Origin of the sequence: Pseudomonas sp. St29, assembly GCF_001547915.1 — a bacterium.
GTDB lineage: Bacteria > Pseudomonadota > Gammaproteobacteria > Pseudomonadales > Pseudomonadaceae > Aquipseudomonas.
Map to the genome: position 1 here is coordinate 4,828,162 of NZ_AP014628.1, position 16,151 is coordinate 4,844,312.

The following is a 16,151-nucleotide window of genomic DNA, read 5'->3' on the forward strand; positions in this document are numbered from 1 at the left end:
CAAAAGAGCAGCGAAACGGCGGCACAATGCCCGGCCGCTACGTGCTTCTGGCAGCAAAAGACAGCGTTAACTCGTTGTAGTTCTTGGCTTTTCTTATAAATCTACAGCTCTGATATGCTTTCCGGCCGCAGGCGGAGATAGCACCATGCAACTCATCGATATCGGCGTCAACCTGACCAATCCCTGTTTTGCCGAAAAACACCAAGCCGTTCTCAATCGCGCCTATGAGGCCGGGGTCTGCCAATTGATCCTCACCGGAACCAGCGTCGATGGCAGCGAACAGGCCCTGGAACTGTGCCAGCAACTGGATGCCGACGGGCAAAGACTGTTCGCCACTGCGGGCCTGCACCCTCACTCTGCCAGCGACTGGAATGCCGACAGTCCGCGGCGCTTGCGCGCCCTGCTCAGCGAGCCGCGGATACGGGCGGTGGGCGAATGCGGGCTGGACTTCAACCGCGACTTCTCCCCTCGCCCGCAGCAGGAAAAGGTCCTGGAAGAGCACCTGGCCCTGGCGGCCGAACTGCAACTGCCGGTGTTCCTCCACGAGCGCGACGCCAACCAGCGTCTGCTGGACATTCTGCGAGACTTTCGTGACCGTTTGCCGGCGGCCGTGGTGCATTGCTTTACCGGCGAGCAACGAGCGCTGTTCAGCTACCTCGACCTGGACCTGCATATCGGCATCACCGGCTGGATTTGCGACGAACGCCGGGGCACCCATCTGCATCCACTGGTGCGCAACATCCCCCGGGGACGCCTGATGCTGGAAAGCGACGCCCCTTACCTGCTGCCCCGCAGCCTGCGGCCGAAACCGAAAAATGGCCGTAACGAACCGGCCTACCTGACAGAAGTCCTGCGGGAAGTGGCTCTGCACCGGGACGAAACGCCGCAAGACCTGGCCAGCCACAGCACAGCCTGCTCCAGAGCCTTTTTCAACTTGCCAGAAATTGCTTGACCCATATCAAGATTTTTCCGAGATCATAGCGGCACAATACTGGCACCTTGCCAATACTGTTTCGCTCAATCAGAGAAGACCTTCTATGGGTGCCTGGCTTAGCAATATCTCGCTGAAATACAAATTCTGGGCGGTCAATGCGGTCGCCTTCGTCACCACCCTGTTATTGGTGCTGTACGCGGTGCAACTGGAGCAGCAGGCCCGTAGTCAGGCCGCCCAGGCCGCAGCCCGGAGCCAGGCCCATCTGCTCAATGCCTGGCCTGCGGGACAGCCCTTGCCCACTGGCGAGAACCTGTTGGCCTTCTCCCAGGGCCAGACTCCCAGCCTCAACGAACAGGCCTTGCCTGAACTGAACGGCGCCAACGGCTGGGTCGAAATCAATCACATGCCGCTCTTCGGCGACAACCCGCTGCTGGGTGCCGAGGTCGTTAGCCGCGCCAATGGCCAGCAGGTTGCCGTACTGGCCCACGCACCGAGCCTGGCTCAGGTCTTCAGCGACCGCTTCACCAATTACGCCGTGGCCGTCTTCATCCTGATGTTCGCCATGCTTTGCGCCTCGCAGTTGCTGATCCGCTTTCTCCTCAGCCAGCTCAACACCCTCAAGGATGTGATGCTGCATGTGGAGAAAACCGGCGACCTGTCGGCCCGGGTGCCGCTGTCCTGCAAGGACGAAGTCGGCCAGATGGCCAGCGCCTTCAATGCCATGCAGGCCGGTTACCAGCGGGTGGTGAACACCGTGGCCAACACCGCTCGCCAGCTGGATCAGGGTGCCGCGCGCCTGGCCTCGAGCATGAACGATGTGCGTCACGGCATGCTCGGTCAGCAAAGTGAAACCGATCAGGCCGCCACTGCCATCAACGAAATGTCCGCCACCGTCTTCCACATCGCCCAGCACGCCGGCGCCACCCGGGACCTGTCCCAGACCGCCGACACCCTGGCCGGCACCGGCCATGAAGTGGTCGGCCGAGTGCAGAAGTCCATTGCCGGGCTCTCCAACGGCGTGCAGCAAACCGCCGAGATGATTCAAAAGCTCGCGGAAGACAGCCAGAAGATCAACGGCGTGGTCAACGTGATCCACAGCATCGCCGAACAGACCAACCTGTTGGCTCTCAACGCCGCCATCGAAGCCGCCAGAGCCGGCGAAATGGGCCGCGGCTTTGCCGTGGTGGCCGACGAGGTGCGCAACCTGGCCAAACGCGTACAGTCTTCCACCGACGAGATCACCGGCATGGTCGCAGCCTTACAGGCAGGCACCCGGGACGCCGTGGACTTCATGCAGGAGAGCTCGTTCAAGGCCGACGACTGCGTGCAGCAGGCCCAGGAAGCCGGGGCGGCTCTGGCGGAGATCACCGGCGCGGTGGCGCAGATGCGCGAAAGCAATACGCAGATTGCCGTGGCCGCAGAACAACAAAGCCAGGTGGCCGAAGAAATGAACCGGGCGGTGGTGAGCATCCGCGACGTCACCGAAAACACCGTGCAACAGACCGTGGCCTCTGCCACCACCAGCAGTGAACTGGCGACCCTGGCCGGCGAACTGAGCAAGGCCATCGGCCAACTGAAACTCTGATCCCCTGCACATGCCCGCTGGCTATCGGAGCGATAGCCAGCCTTGATTCGCCCTCTTACGACCTCGCCCCTATTCTTGGTTCACGAGTTTTCAAGAACTGAGGATGATCACCATGGGCAAACGTCACCCCAATCTTCCGGCCTGGCAATGGCGCGTCTACCCGCAAAGCCACCAGCACCCGACCAATCTGGTGTTGCACCTGATTGCCGTACCGCTGTTCATCGTCGGTTTTCTGCTGATTGTCTCGGGCGTGTTTTCCCTGAGTTTCCTGAGTCTGGCCATCGGCCTGGTCGGTGTATTGGCCGCCCTGGGCCTGCAACGCCACGGCCATAGCCTGGAAGCCCAAGCCGTCGAGCCTTTCACTGATCGCCAGGACGCCGTGCAACGCCTGCTGGTGGAACAGTTTCTGACCTTCCCGCGCTTTGTCCTCAGCGGTGCCTGGTGGCGGGCCTGGTTGCAACGCCACCGGCACTGAGGCCTCAGGCGAAGATGGTCACCGTCTGCCGGCTCAGAGCAATCAGTTGTCCATCGGGACTCCAGAGTGCCGCCGCCGCGTGGCCGTAACCGTCGCGGGCATGTTCGGTTTCCACCCGGTACTTGCACCAGTCCAGGGTGCTGACTGGCAGCAGCGGTTGCACGAACTCGATGGTCCAGGTCAGGGTGCTGCCAGCGGCCGGCTTGCTCAGGTGCGGCAACAAGGCCGGCGGCCAGGCATCCACCAGCGCCAGGATGTGCGCCTCGGTCACGGGTTCTTCCTTGACCTCCCCGCGCAAACGCACCCAGCCGCCCATGTCCCGGGAACGGTTGCCGGTAAAGGGCAGGCCGCCAACGCTCCAGCGCATCGCCAGATGGCGCATGAACTCCGGCGTTACGCCCTTGATGTAGGGCAGCTCCTGGCAGTCATCCCAGTGTTTCATCTCGGGCGCAGGTTCGGCGTCAATCGTCACCGAAGACTCGCGTGAGGCGCCAAAGCTGCCCTGCACCAGGGTCACCACCTGGCCTTCCTGCATCACCCGCCCCAATACCTGGCTGACTGCCTTGCCTTCACGCAGGACATCCACTTCAAAACTGACCGGAACGTCCGGCGCCACGGGCCCGACAAAAGTGACCGCCAAAGAGCGCACCGGGCGGTCGGCCGGAACCTTGGCGCGCATCGCTTCGTACTGCAGGGCGACCACCAGGCCACCGAAACTGGCGCGACCTTGAGCCCACTCGGCCGGAATGGTCAGCGCTTGGGGCTGGCTGCGAACGGCTTCGAGCAAATCATAGAAACGCATGAAAACCTCGGGGGCAAAAAAAGACTCAGGGATCTTAACCAGCGCCTTGGAGCCGCACAGCCACTATTCCGGCCAAAGCAGCGGACAGATAAGCCGCACAACGACAATCACTTTCGCAAGCAATCGTCGTACAACTGGTCCAGCACCTGGTCAGCCGCGGTTTCGGCCTTGAGCATGGTTCGACGCCAGACGGCGACACAGGGCAGCAGATCCGCTTGCTGCTCGGCCTGAGCCAGCCACTGCCAGCAGTCATGCCAATCCCCCAGGGCGCCCTGGGCCGCCTTGAGACGTTTCATCGCCAGCGCCGGCAAACGATCGAGCTCGGGATAGGCATCGGCCGCGTAGCGCACACGCTTGATCAACAGCCGCAAACGATGGCGATCGTGAGCGGGATCCTGCAGCGCCTTGCCCAGGGCTTTCCACTGCTTGGCCAGGCGCTTCTCAATCCGCACGCGCAAACCTCGGAGCAAACCCTGGCGCTGGCAAGCCCGCAGGAATCGCGGAAACGCATCCAGTACCAGGAACAGCTGGGCCAGCTGGGGTCCGCCAGCCACTGCCGAATACTCCCGGCGCAACTGGGCGGTGCGCCGCTCGGCGGCAAGGTGCTGGCCATGCTGGTGCAGATAAGCCGCCAGTACTTCACGATCACGAATCGGCGTTGTCAGTTGCCCGACCGCGCCGGCTGCCGCCTCCAACTGCTCGACACCGGGCAAGCCGCGCAACGGGCGCAACAGGCTGCGCAAGCGGCGCACGGTGATGCGCAAGTCGTGCAGCGCCTCGGCATCGGTGGCCGCCGCCATGCGCGCCTGACAAGCCAGCAAGCTCACTTCCAGGCTCAGGATCTGAACCACCAATCGATCAACCAAGGCAGACATCACGGGTTCCCCAATACGACGTGCAAGCCTGAATTCGGCTTATCCAGCTCAAGAATGAAAACGTGGACCCGTGACCGGCATTGCGCCCGGTCACGGCCCCACGCTATGAGGGTTGCCGCTTCAGCGTAGCGCCTGGCGCGACTCAGCGCCCGGCACGCGACTCGCGAATGTAGAAGCGCGCCTTCTCGGCTTTCTTGGTGCAGCCTTCAAAGGCTTCGAATTGCTGCTGGGTCTTGGCACCGGTCAGCAGCGACAGGGCCTTGGAATAGCTCACGGTGCCAGCGAACCCTTCGGCCTTGGCCAGGTCCAGCTCATGCCAGGCGGCGTCCAGCTGAGTGCCGCAACTGTCGCGGTAGGCGGTCTTGCCCGCGCAACCGGTCAGAACCAATGCAATCAGGGGCAAACAGATCCAGGCTTTCATCAATGACACCTCAGGAAAAAGAAACAGTCGTACAGGTTAAGACGATGGCAGCCGCGAAAAGTGCCTGACTCGACCTTTGGAAAATATAGCCGCAGGAGCATAGCGTCACCGCCCCATCGCCCCTAGGAAAAAACACTGATGCAAGCCGCAGGCGCATCAGCAATTGAACCCCGGGGCGCTATGGGTGCATTGTTGCAGCCTGTTTGGCGAAGGGACGAATCATGAACAAACGTGTTGCATTGGTCCTCGGCTCAGGAGGCGCACGCGGGTATGCCCATATCGGGGTCATCGAGGAGATCGAAAGACGCGGGTATGACATTGCCTGCATCGCCGGTTGCTCGATGGGCGCGGTGGTGGGCGGCATCTACGCGGCGGGCAAGCTCGCCGAGTACCGGGGATGGATCGAAAGCCTGGACTACCTCGATGTGCTGCGCCTGGTGGACGTGAGCTTCCGCCTGGGGGCGATTCGCGGCGAAAAGGTCTTCGGCCAGATCCGCAAGATCGTCGGTGACGTCAACATCGAAGACCTGCGCATTCCCTACACCGCCGTGGCCACCGACCTCACCAACCAACAGGAGATCTGGTTCCAGGAGGGCTGCCTGCATCAGGCCATGCGCGCCTCGGCGGCCATTCCCAGCCTGTTCACCCCAGTGATGCAGGGCAATCGCATGCTGGTGGACGGCGGCCTGCTCAACCCGCTACCGATCGTGCCGGTGGTGTCCAGTCATTGCGACCTGATCATCGCGGTCAACCTCAACTCCACCAACCAGCGCCATTACCAGTTGCCGGTGATCCAGCGCCCGCCGGCGTTCAAGAGCCGCTTCGACAGCCTGATCAATTCCCTGGGCTCGCACCTGCCGTTCCGCCGCAAGCAGGCCGAGCAACTGTTGCTGCTCGAACAGGAAGCCTTCAAGAGCGAAGCGGCCGACATCAATCCCTGGGTCGAAGGCGCCGAGCCGGAGGCCCAGCAACCGGCGGCCGCACCGGAAACCGAAGGCGCGCCCAAGTCCGCCAGTGGTTCATTCATCATCGACAACGTCGGCCCGGCGTCGCTGCTGGACCTGGTGAACCAGAGCTTCGAGGTGATGCAGACCTCCCTGGCGCAGTACAAGATTGCCGGCTACCCGCCGGACATCCTGATCAACGTGCCCAAGCGCGTGTGCCGGTTCTTCGAGTTCTACAAGGCGCCTGAGCTGATCGCCCTGGGGCGGGAAATCGCCAGCGACACCCTGGACCGCTACGAACAGGAACAGCACTGAGCCAGCAAGAGCCGAGCCCGACAGCTCAGGAATCACCGCCCAACAGCCGGTAGCCCACTCCCGCCTCGGTCACGATGAACCGAGGCCGGGTCGGATCGTCCGCCAGTTTCTGCCGCAGATGCCCGACCACGATCCGCAGGTAGTGGCTGTCCTCGGTGTGGGTCGGTCCCCAGATGTCCTTGAGCAACTGCTGCTGGGTGATCACCCGCCCGGGATGCCGTGCCAGCTGCGCCAGCACGGCGTATTCCTTGCGGGTCAGGGCCACTTCAAGACCGTCCAGAAGTACCCGGCGATAGGCCAGGTCCACCGTCAACGGCCCCACCTGCAAGGCCGCTTCCTGCACCTCGCCGGCGGGCGCCTGGCGCAGCAGGGCACGGATGCGTGCCAGGAATTCCTGGATGCCGAAGGGTTTGGTCACGTAGTCATTGGCGCCGCCATCCAGGGCTTCGACCTTCTGCACTTCGCTGGCGCGCACCGAAAGCACCAGCACCGGCACTGTCGACCACTCGCGAAACTCGCGCAGGACCTGCTGGCCATCCATGTCCGGCAGCCCCAGATCGAGCACCAGCAGGTCCGGTTTGTTCAGCGCCGCCTGGGCCAGGCCTTCGGCACCGGCTCCGGCTTCAATCACTTTGTATCCTTGTGACGCCAGGCTGATGCGCAGGAACTTGCGGATCTGCGGCTCGTCGTCGATGACCAGGATGGTCGCGGTCTGGCTCATGGGTTCAATTCAAGGCAAATAAGAGGCAAAAGAGTAGCGCACGCCGGGCCACATCCAAATGGCCTTCGTGCGCGCTGGCAGTGTTGCGGATCACGGCTTGTCACAGGTCGTTCTCCAGCTCCGGCTGGGTTTGCAGCGGCAGGTGCAAGGTGATGCAAGTGCCCTGGCCGTCGATGCCTTCGGCGACGCTGATATGCCCGCCATGGGCGCCGACCATGCCCTGACAGATCGCCAGCCCCAGGCCCGTGCCCTGCCCGCCACGGTCGCCGCGGGCGGAGGTGTAGAACATGTCGAAGATCTTCGCCCGCTCCTCCTCGGGAATCCCCGGTCCCTCGTCGCTGACGGCAAAGCTCAACTCCCCCTCACCGGCACTGACTTTCAGCTGCAAACGCCCTTGGGGCGGCGAGAAGCGTGCGGCGTTTTCCAGGACATTGACCAGCGCCTGCTCGATCAGGGCCGCATGGACATAGAGCAGCGGCAGGTCCGGCGGCAGCTCGGTGCTCACCCGCAACGGCGCCAGCACCACCCGTAGACGGTTGAGGGCACTGCCGACTATGTCCCCCGGCGCCACCCAGTCCCGGGCCAGCTTCAACGCACCATGCCCAAGCCGGGTCATGTCCAGCAGGTTCTGGATATAGCGATCCAGGCGCTCGGCTTCATCCCGCGTCCCTTCGAGCAATTCGCGCCGATCTTCCAGGGGGATCGCCTCCCCCAGGGCCAGCAGGCTGTCGATACTGCCGCGCATCGACGTCAGCGGCGTGCGCAGGTCGTGAGACACCGAGGCCAGCAAGGCACTGCGCAACTGTTCGGTTTCGCCGTGCAGGCGCGCCGCCTCCAGGTCCTCGGCAAGACGCGCCCGGGCCAGGGCCTGGGCCAGGGGCTGGCTGAGGGCCGTGAGCAGGCGCCGGCGCTGACCGCTGAACTCCTCGCCTTCCCTGGGGCACACGCCCAACAGCCCCAGGGGACCGTCGTCCACCGAGAGCGGCCACCACCACCAGCGTCCGAATGGCAGGGTCCCGGTGCCCAGGCCCGCCGGTTGATCATGCTGCCAGGCCCAGTCCGCCGCGGCCCGCTCGGCCTCGGAAAACTGCAGCGAACCGCCGGTCTCGACTTTCCAGCCGCCCTGCCCGTCGCGATTGAGCAGGCAGATGCGCAATTCATCGCGACCGTGCAGGTGCTGGGCTGCGGCGCTGATCACCGCCTGCCGATCGGTAGCGGCCGTGAGCTTGCGCGACAGATCGAGCAACTCGCCGGTTTCCTCCTGGGTTTCACGCAACGCCTGCAGCTGCCGCCGCTGGCGCGCCGCCAGGTTGCCGGTGAGCGCCGCCATGAGCAGGAAGAACAACAGGGTCAGCACATCCTCTTCACGTTGGATGGCAAACGAGAAACTGGGCGGGATAAACAGAAAGTCATAGGCCAAAAACGACAGCGCGGCGCAGGCCAGGGCCGGCCCCAGGCTGCTGCGCACCGCCACCAGCAACACCGCGGCGAGAAACACCAGCGAGATGTTCGGCAGCGGCAGGACACTGGCCACCCCCCAGGCCAGGGCACTGGCCAGAACGGTGGCCAACAGCGCCAGGCCATAGTCGAACCACTGCAGGGAATGCTGGCTGCGCAAGCCCGGCTGATGCGGCAGAGGATCGGTGTCCAGGACATTGATCTCCAGGCCCTCGGCGTTGCGCAACAGCCGCGCCGCCAGGCCGCCGCCAAACCAGCGCCGACGCCAGCGACGACTGGACTGCCCCACCAGCAGCAAACTGGCACGGCGTTCGGCGGCGTGCTGGATCAAGGTCTTGGCCACCTCGCCGGCGCGCAGCAGCACCACCTCCCCGCCCAGGCGCTCAGCCAGTTGCTGCGCCGCCTGCAACCGCAGGCGCGATTGCTCGTCCTGCAGCCGGCCATTGTCCACATGCACCAGGCTCCAGGGCAGGTGCCGACGCTGGGCCACGCGACTGGCATGGCGCACCAGGCGCTCGGCCTGGGCATCGCCGTCAATGCCCACCAGCAAACGCCCCCGCACCGCCGGCGCCGCCTGGCCGAGCTGGCGGTAGCCCAGGGCCAGGTCGTTATCCACCTGGGCCGCGGCGGTCTGCATCGCCAACTCGCGCAAGGCGGTGAGATTGGTCTGGGTAAAGAACGCATCGATGGCCGCCCGCGCCTGCTCCGGCACATAGACCTTGCCGTCCCGCAGGCGCTCCAGCAGCTCTCGTGGCGGCAGGTCAACCAGCAGCAGTTCATAGGCTTCCTGCAGCACCCAGTCGGGCAGGGTTTCACGCACCTGGACCCCGGTGATGCCGCGGACCTGATCATTCAGGCTTTCCAGGTGCTGGACATTGACCGTGGTGAACACGTCGATGCCGGCCGCCAGCAGTTCCTGAATATCCTGCCAGCGCTTGGCGTGCCGACTGCCGGGGGCATTGCTGTGGGCCAGCTCATCCACCAGCACCAGCTTGGGCTTGGCCTTGAGCAGGCCGTCCAGGTCCATTTCCTCGAGCATCACCCCGCGGTATTCCGAACGCACCAGGGGCTGCTGCGGCAAACCGGCCAGCAGCGCCTCGGTCTCGGCGCGTCCGTGGGTTTCCACCACCCCGGCGAGCACCTTGACCCCTTGGCGCAGTTGCGTGTGGGCAGCCTGGAGCATGGCGTAGGTCTTGCCGACGCCGGGAGCGGCACCGAGAAAGACCTTGAGCCGGCCACGACCGTCACGGGGCAGTTCAGCGAGCAGCGCATCGGCGCGACCGGAATCACTCATGGGGTATCTCTCTGCAACGAAACATTCTATTCACCAGGCACTCTAGCTGCCGCCACCGGCGCCAGCGCTTACAACTGGTCCAGGGCTTGATTCAGGGTCAGCACATTGACCACCGGTGGCCCCACCAGGGGCCGCTGGGTATGTGCCGCCACCAGGGCCCGCAGCTGGTCCGCCGGCAGATTGCGCGCCGCCGCGACCCGCGCCAGTTGATAGTCAATTGCCTCGGGTGGCAAGTGCGGATCAAGGCCGCTGCCCGAGGTGGTGAGCAGGGCCAGGGGCACCGGGCCCTGACCCGCAACCTGGAGCTTGCGGGCATCGTCGATCACCCGGGTGGCCAGGGCCGGGTTGCTCGGCGCCAGGTTGCTGGCAGAGCTGGATACCGTGGCAAAGGCCCCCGCCGAAGGGCGCGGATGGAACCAGGCATCGCCGACAAAATCCTGGGCAATCAGGGCCGAGCCCCGCACCTTGCCCTCGGCATCTCGCACCAGGCTGCCGTTGGCCTGGTCCGCAAACGCGACCTGGGCCACTCCAGTGACCACCAGCGGATAAGCCACACCGGTGATCAGGGTCATCAACACCATCAGGCTCAAGGCCGGACGCAATACGCTAGTCATTTCTCATTCCTCGATTCATTCGGTCACGTGCAGGAGCCGGCTGCCGGCGATCAGGTCGCAAACCTTGCTGCGTCCTGCGCCGGCCAGCGGCGGGCTACACCAGGTGCAGCGCGGTCAGCAGCATGTCGATCAGCTTGATCCCGACAAAGGGCACCACTATCCCGCCCACGCCATAGACCAGCAGGTTGCGCCGCAGCAGGTGAGCGGCGCTGGCCGCCTGGACCCGCACGCCACGCAGCGCCAGGGGGATCAGCACCACGATGATCAGGGCGTTGAACACGATCGCCGAAAGGATCGCGCTCTGCGGGCTGGTCAGTTGCATGATGTTGAGCACGCCCAGCTGTGGATAAATCGCCGCGAACAACGCCGGCAGGATGGCGAAGTACTTGGCCACGTCGTTGGCAATGGAAAAGGTGGTCAGGGCGCCACGGGTCACCAGCAGCTCCTTGCCGATCTGCACCACGTCCAGCAGCTTGGTCGGATCGCTGTCCAGGTCGACCATGTTGGCCGCCTCGCGGGCCGCCTGGGTGCCGTCGTTCATCGCCATGCCGACATCGGCCTGGGCCAGTGCCGGGGCGTCGTTGGCGCCGTCGCCGCACATGGCCACCAGACGCCCGTCGTTCTGCTCATGACGGATGCGCGCCAGTTTCTTTTCCGGCGTGGCCTCGGCCAGCACATCATCGACCCCGGCCTCCGCCGCGATGGCGGCGGCGGTCAGCGGGTTGTCGCCGGTGACCATGACGGTGCGGATCCCCAGCTTGCGCAACTCGGCGAAACGCTCGCGGATACCGGGCTTGACCACGTCCTTGAGGTGAATGGCGCCGAGCATCCGGCCTTCGCCACAGACCAGCAGCGGCGTGCCGCCGCTCTGGGCGATCTTGTCGATCTCCCGGGACAGGGCCGGGGCCAGGTCGCGGCGCTCCAGGCCGACGAAACTCAGTACCGAATCCACCGCGCCCTTGCGATAGATCCGCCCCTGGTAATCGACGCCGGAAAGGCGGGTTTCCGCACTGAACGGCACGGCGGTCAACACATCGCTGGCCGGCTCGGGCTGTGGATAAAGTTCGCGCAGGTACTCGACGATGGATTTGCCTTCGGCGGTGTCATCCGCCAGGGAGGCCAGCAAGGCCGCCTCCGCCAGTTCCCGAGCGTTGATCCCGGGAGCCGGGTGGATGGCGCTGCAACGACGGTTGCCGAAGGTGATGGTGCCGGTCTTGTCCAGCAACAGCACGTGCACGTCCCCTGCCGCTTCCACCGCACGACCGGATTTGGCGATCACGTTCAGGCGCACCAGTCGATCCATCCCGGCGATCCCGATCGCCGACAGAAGGCCGCCAATGGTGGTGGGGATCAGGGTCACCAGCAACGCCACCAGGAACACCAGCGGCAGGCTGCCATTGGCGAAGTGGGCGAACGGCTGCAGGGTCACTACCACCAGCAGGAAAATCAGGGTCAAGCCGATCAGCAAGATGTCCAGGGCCACTTCATTGGGGGTCTTCTGCCGCTTGGCGCCCTCCACCAGGGCAATCATGCGATCCAGGGTCGACTCTCCGGGGTTGCTGGTGATGCGCACCAGCAGCCAGTCGGAAACCAACCGGGTATTGCCGGTCACCGCCGAACGATCCCCACCGGATTCGCGGATCACCGGCGCCGACTCACCAGTAATCGCCGCCTCGTTGACCGCGGCGATGCCCTCGATCACCTCGCCGTCCCCGGGGATCATTTCCCCGGCTTCGACTCGAACCACATCGCCTTTGCGCAGTTGGGTCGCCGGCACCAGCTGATAGCCGCCATCGGCGCTCCGGCGCCGAGCGCTCAAGCCCTCGCTACCGGCCTTGAGGCTGTCGGCGCGAGCCTTGCCCCGACCTTCGGCCAGGGCTTCGGCGAAGTTGGCAAACAGCACCGTGAACCACAGCCACAGGGCAATTTGGGCAGCGACGAAAGTCGGCACCGCGGCGTCCGGCACGAAACACAGCACGCTGGTCAGGAGCGCCGTCAACTCCACCACCAGCATCACCGGCGAGCGCTGCAACTGGCGCGGATCGAGCTTGACGAAGGCCTGGATCAGCGCCGGACGCCACAGGGCCGAGATCGCGGTGCCCGACGCTTCGGCCTTGGCCGGCTTGGTCTTGGCGGGCGCATCGGCAGCCTTGTTTGAGGCAGGAACATGCATATTCATCATCAGGTCCTCAGAAGCCCATGCTCAGGTGTTCGGCGATAGGGCCCAGCGCCAGGGTCGGCAGGAAGGTCAGGCCCCCCACCAGCAAAATGGTCACGGTCAGCAAGGCCACGAACAACGGGCCATGGGTGGGGAAACTGTTCAGGCCGATGGGCGCGGTTTTCTTCAAGCCCAGGCTGCCGGCCAGGGCCAGCACCGGCAGGATGTAGCCGAAACGCCCGATCAGCATGCCCAGGCCCAGCATCAGGTTGTGGAACGGGGTATTGGCGCTGAAGCCGCCAAATGCCGAACCGTTGTTGGCGCTGGCCGAGGTGTAGGCGTACAGCAACTGGCTGAAGCCGTGGGGCCCCGGGTTGCTTATGGCAGCGGCCGGGCCCGGCAGGCTGGCGGCCAGGGCGCCCAGGACCAGGACACCAATCGGCATCACCATCAGGGTCACCACCAGCAGTTGCACTTCCTTGGCCTGAAGCTTCTTGCCCAGGTATTCCGGGGTGCGGCCGATCATCAATCCAGCCAGGAACACCGCAATCAGCACGTTCAGCAGCATGCCGTAGAGACCAGCCCCCACGCCGCCGAAGATCACTTCGCCGACCATCATGTTGATCAGCGCCACCATGCCACTGAGCGGGTTGAGGCTGTCATGCATGCCGTTTACCGAGCCATTGGAGGCGGCGGTGGTGGTCACCGACCAGAGCACCGTGGCAGTGGTGCCGAAGCGTGCCTCCTTGCCTTCCAGAGGGGCGGTCTGTTCTACCGCAGCGTTCTGCAACGCCGGGTTGGGCTGATATTCGGCCCACAGCGAGGTGGCGCCGCCGATCAGGAACAGGGCGAACATGCAGGCGATGATGGCGCGGCTCTGGCGCAGGTCCTTGACGTAATGGCCGAAGGTAAACACCAGGGCCACCGGAATCAGGATGATCGACACCAGTTCCAGCAGGTTGCTCCAGGCGGTGGGGTTCTCGAAGGGATGCGCCGAATTGACGCCGAAGAAGCCACCGCCGTTGGTGCCCAGCTGCTTGATAGCGATCTGGCTGGCTGCCGGGCCCAGGGGGATCACCTGCTCGTTGCCTTGCAGGGTCAGGGCGTCCACGTAATGGGCAAAGGTCTGGGGCACGCCCTGCCAGACCAGGAACAGGGCCAGCAGCAGGCACAGGGGCAGCAGGCCATAAAGGGTCGCGCGGGTCATGTCGACCCAGAAATTGCCCAGGGTGCGAACCGAACGCCGGCCGATGCCGCGGCACAGGGCAACCAGCACCGCCAGGCCGGTGGCCGCACTGACGAAGTTCTGCACGGTCAGGCCCACCATCTGACTGAGGTAGCTCAGGGAGGCTTCACCGCTGTAGGACTGCCAGTTGGTATTGGTCATGAAACTGACCGCCGTGTTGAACGCCAGGGTCCATTCCTGCCCAGGAAGATGCTGCGGGTTGAGCGGCAAGTGATCCTGGAACAGCAGGATGGCGAACAGCAGGACAAAGCCGGCAAAGTTGAACGCCAGCAGGGCCAGGGCGTATTTCTGCCAGCTCTGCTCCACCTGCGGATCGACCCCGGAAACCCGGTAACAGACACGCTCCACCGGCCCCAGTAGCGGCGTCAGCCAGGTACGCTGACCTTCCATGACCCGGTAGTAGAAACGTCCCAGCCAGGGCGCCGGCAACAGCACCAGGGCGAAAAAGGCCAGGATCAGCCAATAGTCATAACTGTGCATAACCGCAGCTCCTAGTTCCGGTCCGCGCGCAACAGCGCAACCAGTAGATAAACGAACAGGCCCACTGCCAGCAGCAGCGACACCGCGTCCAGAATGTTCATGGAATGTCTCCGAGGTACGGCGATTGCCGCGAATGCCGTCATTGTCCGCAGGGTCCCTGTAAAGGAACGAGATCGACGGGGTGGGCAGCCCATAAAGAAAGCGTAAAGACTGGGTTGCCGCGCACGGTGGCAGGACGGGCCTGAGAGGCCAACAGCGGACATGCCCCAAAAAGAAGCGCGAGGACAGCGCGGGTGGAAGGGAATCAGCGGCGAAAAAGCGGGAAATATCCTCGATACGACAGCTTTCCCGGCTTTACGACGCGGGTTGCTGGGCTGGCACGGCTGCTGCAGCGGCCTGTCCCGAGCACTGTCAACCGTTCAGGGAGCCACCGATGAACACACAACTCAAACCCACCTTGGGCACGCTGCATTTATGGGGAATCGCGGTTGGCCTGGTGATTTCCGGAGAGTATTTCGGCTGGAGCTATGGCTGGGGGGTCGCCGGGACCCTGGGCTTTTTGCTGACCTCCTTACTGGTCGCAACCATGTATACCTGCTTTATATTCAGTTTCACCGAGCTGACCACCGCCATTCCCCATGCGGGAGGCCCGTTTGCCTACAGCCGTCGCGCCTTCGGCGAGAAAGGCGGCTTGATCGCCGGATTGGCCACACTGATCGAATTCGTCTTCGCCCCACCGGCCATCGCCCTGGCGATTGGGGCCTATCTGAATGTGCAGTTTCCGGCGCTGGACCCCAAGCACGCTGCGGTGGGCGCTTACATCGTCTTCATGGGCCTGAACATTCTCGGGGTGAAACTGGCGGCCACCTTCGAGCTGGTGGTCTGTGTGTTGGCGGTGGCGGAACTCCTGGTCTTCATGGGGGTGGTGGCCCCGGCCTTCAGCTTCAGCAACTTTGCCCTCAATGGCTGGGCCGGGGCCGACACCTTCGGCGCTCCGGCGATCGCCGGGATGTTCGCCGCGATTCCCTTCGCCATCTGGTTCTTCCTGGCCATCGAGGGCGCCGCCATGGCCGCCGAGGAAGCCAAGGATCCCAAGCGCACCATTCCCAAGGCCTATATCAGCGGCATTCTGACCCTGGTGCTGCTGGCCATGGGTGTCATGTTCTTCGCCGGCGGCGTGGGCGACTGGCGCACCCTGTCGAACATCAACGATCCTTTGCCCCAGGCAATGAAGGCGGTGGTCGGCGACAGTTCCGGCTGGCTGCACATGCTGGTGTGGATCGGTCTGTTCGGACTGGTCGCCAGTTTTCACGGGATCATCCTCGGCTATTCGCGGCAGTTCTTCGCCCTGGCCCGGGCCGGTTACCTGCCCGCTTCCCTGGCCAGGCTGTCGCGCTTTCAAACACCGCACCGAGCAATCATCGCCGGCGGCCTGATCGGCATCGCCGCGATCTACAGCGACGGCCTGATCAACCTGGGCGGCATGACCCTCACCGCAGCGATGATCACCATGGCCGTGTTCGGCGCCATCGTGATGTACATCATGAGCATGCTCAGCCTGTTCAAACTGCGCCGGGCCGAACCGAACCTGCCACGCAGCTTTCGTGCTCCTGGCTATCCGCTGATTCCGGGGGTCGCCCTGGTCCTGGCCGTGGTGTGCCTGGTTGCCATGGCCTGGTTCAACGCCCTGATCGGCCTGATCTTCCTGGCTTTCATGGTGCTGGGCTTCATCTACTTCCAACTCACCGCACAACTGCGGGCCAATGCGCCGGCGGATGCCATGCTCACCGGGCTGTAAGCATCGATCGCCACTGGCCAGGGCAATCGGG

The 16,151-nt window shown here is 64.2% G+C and carries 14 protein-coding genes; 5 read left to right on the forward strand and 9 right to left on the reverse strand.

Annotated elements, in window-relative coordinates:
* Nucleotides 1-145: 145 nt before the first annotated feature.
* The 3 genes from PST29_RS21240 (at nucleotide 146) to PST29_RS21250 (ending at nucleotide 2,994) form a co-directional block, all read left to right on the forward strand.
* The gene (locus tag PST29_RS21240) at nucleotides 146-952 is read left to right on the forward strand and encodes a TatD family hydrolase (RefSeq protein ID WP_060840433.1); all 807 of its coding nucleotides are present in this window, start codon (nucleotides 146-148) and stop codon (nucleotides 950-952) included.
* A gap of 85 nt (nucleotides 953-1,037) precedes the next feature.
* Nucleotides 1,038-2,519: a methyl-accepting chemotaxis protein gene (locus PST29_RS21245; protein ID WP_060844290.1), complete on the forward strand. Its 1,482-nt coding sequence runs from the start codon at nucleotides 1,038-1,040 to the stop codon at nucleotides 2,517-2,519.
* Between the two features lie 112 nt (nucleotides 2,520-2,631).
* On the forward strand, nucleotides 2,632-2,994 hold the full coding sequence (locus PST29_RS21250) for a terminase (RefSeq protein ID WP_060841993.1): 363 nt from the start codon (nucleotides 2,632-2,634) through the stop codon (nucleotides 2,992-2,994).
* Between the two features lie 4 nt (nucleotides 2,995-2,998).
* Here the strand turns inward: PST29_RS21250 and PST29_RS21255 are convergent, their stop codons facing one another.
* The 3 genes from PST29_RS21255 to PST29_RS21265 all read right to left on the reverse strand — a co-directional run bounded on the left by PST29_RS21255 (nucleotide 2,999) and on the right by PST29_RS21265 (nucleotide 5,092).
* Nucleotides 2,999-3,796 (reverse strand): acyl-CoA thioesterase, encoded by a 798-nt coding sequence (locus PST29_RS21255; protein ID WP_060840435.1) that lies wholly within the window; start codon nucleotides 3,794-3,796, stop codon nucleotides 2,999-3,001.
* A 107-nt stretch (nucleotides 3,797-3,903) separates the two neighbouring features.
* Nucleotides 3,904-4,671 (reverse strand): CHAD domain-containing protein, encoded by a 768-nt coding sequence (locus PST29_RS21260; RefSeq protein WP_060844291.1) that lies wholly within the window; start codon nucleotides 4,669-4,671, stop codon nucleotides 3,904-3,906.
* Between the two features lie 142 nt (nucleotides 4,672-4,813).
* Nucleotides 4,814-5,092 (reverse strand): hypothetical protein, encoded by a 279-nt coding sequence (locus PST29_RS21265; RefSeq protein WP_016964073.1) that lies wholly within the window; start codon nucleotides 5,090-5,092, stop codon nucleotides 4,814-4,816.
* A gap of 221 nt (nucleotides 5,093-5,313) precedes the next feature.
* Between PST29_RS21265 and PST29_RS21270 the strand changes: the two genes are divergently transcribed.
* The gene (locus PST29_RS21270) at nucleotides 5,314-6,351 is read left to right on the forward strand and encodes a patatin-like phospholipase family protein (RefSeq protein WP_060844292.1); all 1,038 of its coding nucleotides are present in this window, start codon (nucleotides 5,314-5,316) and stop codon (nucleotides 6,349-6,351) included.
* A gap of 25 nt (nucleotides 6,352-6,376) precedes the next feature.
* On the opposite strand, the gene PST29_RS21275 is transcribed toward PST29_RS21270, so the two are convergent.
* The 6 genes from PST29_RS21275 to kdpF form a co-directional block, all read right to left on the reverse strand.
* Complete coding sequence (locus PST29_RS21275; protein WP_060840438.1) at nucleotides 6,377-7,072, reverse strand: response regulator; 696 nt, start codon at nucleotides 7,070-7,072, stop codon at nucleotides 6,377-6,379.
* A 100-nt stretch (nucleotides 7,073-7,172) separates the two neighbouring features.
* A complete protein-coding gene (locus PST29_RS21280) occupies nucleotides 7,173-9,824 on the reverse strand; it encodes a sensor histidine kinase (protein WP_060840439.1) in 2,652 nt (883 codons plus the stop codon).
* Nucleotides 9,825-9,892: 68 nt separating this feature from the next.
* Nucleotides 9,893-10,438, reverse strand: a complete 546-nt coding sequence (gene kdpC / locus PST29_RS21285) for a potassium-transporting ATPase subunit KdpC (RefSeq protein ID WP_060844293.1) — start codon at nucleotides 10,436-10,438, stop codon at nucleotides 9,893-9,895.
* A 94-nt stretch (nucleotides 10,439-10,532) separates the two neighbouring features.
* Nucleotides 10,533-12,617, reverse strand: coding sequence for a potassium-transporting ATPase subunit KdpB (gene kdpB / locus PST29_RS21290; protein WP_060844294.1), 2,085 nt, complete (start codon nucleotides 12,615-12,617; stop codon nucleotides 10,533-10,535).
* Nucleotides 12,618-12,627: 10 nt separating this feature from the next.
* Complete coding sequence (gene kdpA, locus PST29_RS21295; RefSeq protein WP_060840442.1) at nucleotides 12,628-14,322, reverse strand: potassium-transporting ATPase subunit KdpA; 1,695 nt, start codon at nucleotides 14,320-14,322, stop codon at nucleotides 12,628-12,630.
* Between the two features lie 11 nt (nucleotides 14,323-14,333).
* Complete coding sequence (gene kdpF, locus PST29_RS21300) at nucleotides 14,334-14,423, reverse strand: K(+)-transporting ATPase subunit F (RefSeq protein WP_016964080.1); 90 nt, start codon at nucleotides 14,421-14,423, stop codon at nucleotides 14,334-14,336.
* Nucleotides 14,424-14,755: 332 nt separating this feature from the next.
* Here kdpF and eat point away from each other — a divergent pair, with 332 nt between their 5' ends.
* Nucleotides 14,756-16,120: an ethanolamine permease gene (gene eat, locus PST29_RS21305; protein WP_060844295.1), complete on the forward strand. Its 1,365-nt coding sequence runs from the start codon at nucleotides 14,756-14,758 to the stop codon at nucleotides 16,118-16,120.
* The last annotated feature ends 31 nt before the right edge of the window (nucleotides 16,121-16,151 follow it).

What these genes read in the sequence shown, in the direction of transcription:
- PST29_RS21240 (WP_060840433.1), top strand. Translation starts at nt 146, where the DNA reads ATGCAACTCATCGATATCGGCGTCAACCTGACCAATCCCTGTTTTGCC.
- PST29_RS21245 (WP_060844290.1), top strand. Translation starts at nt 1,038, where the DNA reads ATGGGTGCCTGGCTTAGCAATATCTCGCTGAAATACAAATTCTGGGCG.
- PST29_RS21250 (WP_060841993.1), top strand. Translation starts at nt 2,632, where the DNA reads ATGGGCAAACGTCACCCCAATCTTCCGGCCTGGCAATGGCGCGTCTAC.
- PST29_RS21255 (WP_060840435.1), bottom strand. Translation starts at nt 3,796, where the DNA reads ATGCGTTTCTATGATTTGCTCGAAGCCGTTCGCAGCCAGCCCCAAGCG.
- PST29_RS21260 (WP_060844291.1), bottom strand. Translation starts at nt 4,671, where the DNA reads ATGTCTGCCTTGGTTGATCGATTGGTGGTTCAGATCCTGAGCCTGGAA.
- PST29_RS21265 (WP_016964073.1), bottom strand. Translation starts at nt 5,092, where the DNA reads ATGAAAGCCTGGATCTGTTTGCCCCTGATTGCATTGGTTCTGACCGGT.
- PST29_RS21270 (WP_060844292.1), top strand. Translation starts at nt 5,314, where the DNA reads ATGAACAAACGTGTTGCATTGGTCCTCGGCTCAGGAGGCGCACGCGGG.
- PST29_RS21275 (WP_060840438.1), bottom strand. Translation starts at nt 7,072, where the DNA reads ATGAGCCAGACCGCGACCATCCTGGTCATCGACGACGAGCCGCAGATC.
- PST29_RS21280 (WP_060840439.1), bottom strand. Translation starts at nt 9,824, where the DNA reads ATGAGTGATTCCGGTCGCGCCGATGCGCTGCTCGCTGAACTGCCCCGT.
- kdpC (WP_060844293.1), bottom strand. Translation starts at nt 10,438, where the DNA reads ATGACTAGCGTATTGCGTCCGGCCTTGAGCCTGATGGTGTTGATGACC.
- kdpB (WP_060844294.1), bottom strand. Translation starts at nt 12,617, where the DNA reads ATGAATATGCATGTTCCTGCCTCAAACAAGGCTGCCGATGCGCCCGCC.
- kdpA (WP_060840442.1), bottom strand. Translation starts at nt 14,322, where the DNA reads ATGCACAGTTATGACTATTGGCTGATCCTGGCCTTTTTCGCCCTGGTG.
- kdpF (WP_016964080.1), bottom strand. Translation starts at nt 14,423, where the DNA reads ATGAACATTCTGGACGCGGTGTCGCTGCTGCTGGCAGTGGGCCTGTTC.
- eat (WP_060844295.1), top strand. Translation starts at nt 14,756, where the DNA reads ATGAACACACAACTCAAACCCACCTTGGGCACGCTGCATTTATGGGGA.